6 protein-coding genes are annotated in these 3,342 nt (G+C 53.9%); 2 read left to right on the forward strand and 4 right to left on the reverse strand.

Translation table 11 applies throughout. The features are described from left to right. On the reverse strand, window positions 1-540 hold a 540-nt coding region (locus H5U36_09710; protein ID MBC7218384.1), incomplete at its 3' end, for a hypothetical protein. A 41-nt stretch (window positions 541-581) separates the two neighbouring features. Then, window positions 582-686 carry a 30S ribosomal protein THX gene (locus tag H5U36_09715; GenBank protein MBC7218385.1) on the reverse strand — a complete coding sequence of 35 codons (105 nt, stop codon included), beginning with the start codon at window positions 684-686 and terminating at the stop codon, window positions 582-584. A gap of 84 nt (window positions 687-770) precedes the next feature. On the opposite strand from H5U36_09715, the gene xseA reads away from it, so the two are divergent. Continuing rightward, a complete protein-coding gene (gene xseA / locus H5U36_09720; protein MBC7218386.1) occupies window positions 771-2,108 on the forward strand; it encodes an exodeoxyribonuclease VII large subunit in 1,338 nt (445 codons plus the stop codon). Then, a complete protein-coding gene (gene xseB, locus H5U36_09725; GenBank protein MBC7218387.1) occupies window positions 2,071-2,286 on the forward strand; it encodes an exodeoxyribonuclease VII small subunit in 216 nt (71 codons plus the stop codon). The genes xseA and xseB overlap by 38 nt, the downstream gene beginning before the upstream one ends. Here xseB and H5U36_09730 read toward each other — a convergent pair. Both H5U36_09730 and H5U36_09735 read right to left on the reverse strand, forming a co-directional pair. After that, complete coding sequence (locus H5U36_09730; protein MBC7218388.1) at window positions 2,270-3,175, reverse strand: cation transporter; 906 nt, start codon at window positions 3,173-3,175, stop codon at window positions 2,270-2,272. The two genes, xseB and H5U36_09730, sit on opposite strands and share 17 nt — an antisense overlap. A gap of 30 nt (window positions 3,176-3,205) precedes the next feature. Next, the coding region (locus H5U36_09735; protein ID MBC7218389.1) for a Neelaredoxin at window positions 3,206-3,342 on the reverse strand (137 nt) is incomplete at its 5' end.

The raw sequence follows: 3,342 nt of genomic DNA on the forward strand, positions 1-3,342 counted from the left end.
GGGAAGCGTGAAGAGTGTCATGTCGTTCACCACAATGGGTTCACTGAAAGTGACCTTGATCTGTGGTGCTGCTCCCAATGGAGCATCGGCCCGGGCAAGGATGCTTGAGAGGAAAGGAGACGTCCCGTCGACAACAAGGGTAAAGGAGGCAGCAGCACTTTCGGCAAGTGCTGGGTCCTTGGCTTTGAACTCAAGAGTGAAGGCTCCCTCTGTGGTTCCTGAGTTCCAGGTAAAGGTAAAGTCCCCTGCAGCTCCAGTCGTAGCTGTTCCGATGAGATTTCCCCCAAGGTACACCCGAATCTGCACATTTGCAGGTCCCTGGCCGCTGAAAACGACACTTTGCCCCGGCTGCACCGCATCGCCACTCACCAGAGTTTTAGCCCCAACAGTCACCGAGAGGAGCTGCGGAGCCTGAGTAACTCCTGGAGAGGGCGAAGGTGAAGGCGATGCTCCAGGACCTCCTCCACCCGGGCCACAACCAAAAAGCCCCAGAACTACAGCAAGAACAGTAATCCCCACCAGAACCTCCTGAGCGCGCATGTTCCCACTCCCTTCGTAAAAAGGATGTTTCCATTATACCACTAAGCCGTTTCCTTCTCTTTCTTTTTCTTCTTGCGGGGCCGGCACTTTCCGTACGTTCCCATGAAGATTTTTCCCCGCCGGGTGCGGTGGTCTCCCTTACCCATGGTAAACCCCCCTTCTCGGTTTTTTGCTCCTAAGTATACCTGAAGCACTCCTTGAGAAGGAAGAGTTCTGGTACAATGAAAGACATGGAAAGGATAGTGTTCTCGCTTACCGAACTCCTTGGGGTACTCGAGGAGACTGTTGATGTTCTCTTCCCTTCTGCAGTTTGGGTCACAGCAGAAATTGCTGACATCCGATGTGACCAATCCGGCCACTGGTACCTGGAACTTGTAGAAAAGCAGGACGGAGAGCTCAAAGCCCGAGTTCGGGGAACCATCTGGGCGTCCCTCTATCCTGCCATTGCCACTCCTTTCCGCGTCCTAACTGGCCAGAATCTGGCAAAGGGTATGGAAATCCTTGCCTTAGTGAAAGTCCGTTTCCATCCCGTGTACGGCTTGTCCCTGGATATCCGGAACATTGACCCTCAGTACTCCCTCGGCGCGATGATGCGCCACAGAAAAGAAGTGCTCTCCCGCCTTGCCCAGGAAGGTCTCCTTGAGGCCAACCGCTGCTTGCCCTTCCCCCTCGTCCCCCAGCGCATCGCAGTGCTCTCCTCACCGTACGCTGCAGGTTTTGAAGACTTTGTGACCCATCTCACTGAAAACCCCCACGGCTTCCGCTTCCTGGTGGAACTCTTTCCAATTTTCGTCCAGGGGGAAGAATTAGAGCCAAGCATCCTCTCTGCCCTTGCAGAGGTCAAAAGGAGAATCGAAGACTTCGACCTCCTTGTCATCCTTCGGGGTGGTGGGGCCCAGTCCGACCTCCACTGGTTCGATAGCTACACCTTGGGACGAGCCATAGCAACCTTCCCCCTTCCGGTTCTTGTGGGGATTGGACACCAGAAAGATGAGACCGTTCTTGATGCAGTGGCCCATCTCTCGCTCAAAACGCCAACAGCAGTAGCCGATTTCCTCATCGAACGGATGCAGGCCTTTGATGACCTTGTCCTCGAAGCCTCAAGAAAACTCCAAACGATTCTGGAACGCTTCTTCAAGGAAGAACGGAACACTCTTGCCCTCCTTTTCGGGTCCCTTGAGCGAATAACCCAGGCAGGTCTCAGACATGCCGCAGAGGAAACCACAAGGTTCTCGTGGGAAACGAAAGAGTACGCGAAGCGCCTCCTTGAAAAAGCCTCTGAGAACCTTTCCGGTACCTGGGAAAAACTGACGAGGGTACTTGAGAAAATCCTCAAAGAAGAAGCTGCTCTCCTTGAGAATACCATCCGAACCCTCCTTATTCTTGACCCCCAGAACATCCTCCGACGCGGGTACACTCTGACCCTAAAAGAAGGGAAAGTGGTACGGAGTGCCAAGGACTGTGCGGTGGGCGACCGCTTAGAGACGTGGTTTGCCGATGGAGAGGTAGTAAGTGAGGTGAAGAACTGCCATGTCCCTATCAAACCTCACGTATCGGGAAGCTTTTGAAGAGCTCCAAGCAATCGTTCGAGAGCTCGAAGAGGGAATGGTGGACATCGACACCCTTATCGCCAAAGTACAGCGGGCGACCTTTCTCTGTTCATTCCTGAGGCAACGCCTGCGGAGCACCGAGGAAGAAGTGCAGAGGATTCTCAGGGAAGCGGAGGGTCCTACTCCTGGACAATGAGACCCTGGTCACCACAGGCACGGCACTCAAGTTGAATCGTCGCATGGTGAATGCCAAACTCTCCACGGAGTACCTGAAGGATACTCTCGCGAAGAACGTCTGCTTCCTCAAGAGTCGTGCATTTTGCCACCACGTGGAACTCAGCGTAGTGTTCTTTCTCATTCAAAGACCAGACATGGAGATGGTGGACGTTGTCCACTCCTTCAATACGCTCCAAGCGCTCTTTGACGAGTTCTGGCTGCACATGGAGAGGCGTTCCCTGCATGAGGATACGAAGCGTCTCACGGAAAAGGGGAACTGTCTCCCGGAGGATGAAGGCAATAATGCCAGAGCTCAAGAGAGCATCAAGGGTAGTAAAACCGGAGAACTTTACCGTCACAATCCCCAAGACCACGACGCACGACGACAGGGTATCAGAGAGAAAATGAAGAAAGGCACTCCGAACGCTCAGGCTCTCACGGGAGGAAGGGAGAAGAAGGACCACTGAAACCAGATTCCCCAAAAGACCGAAAAGGCCAACAAGAAGAGCTGTACGAGTTTCAAGAGGCACCGGATGGACGAGGCGCTCTAAAGCTTCGTACCCAAGGTAAGCACTCACCCCGAAGAGAAAGAGGGCGTTCAAAAAAGCAACCAGAACCTCCGCCCTCCGGTACCCGTAGGTCCTCTCAGGCGTTCGGTTTCGCCGGGCTAAACGAATGGCAAAAAGGGCGGCAACAAGGGATAGCGTATCCGTCAGATTGTGGAAGGCATCAGAAAGGAGAGCCAGGCTTCCGGAGAAAATCCCACCCAGAACTTCAAGGGCAAAGATTCCAAGGTTCAGCAGTATACTCCAAAAAAGCGCTTTAGAAGCTACAGAGTGGTGGTGCTCTCCGAGCACGGCTGCAAACATCTAAGGCCCCGGATAGCCCGGGGCCTTTTTTCACCGCACGGTAACGGCTTTCTCGCTCCTCCAGAGACCGTGGATATTACAGTACGACGTAGCGTAGAGAACCCCAGAACGGTCGAGCTTCACCGCAAAAGTAGCCTGAGGCTGCGTGTAAGCAGGACCCTGGTTGG

The sequence above is a fragment of the Candidatus Caldatribacterium sp. genome (genome assembly GCA_014359405.1).
Taxonomy (GTDB): domain Bacteria; phylum Atribacterota; class Atribacteria; order Atribacterales; family Caldatribacteriaceae; genus Caldatribacterium; species Caldatribacterium oleiphilum.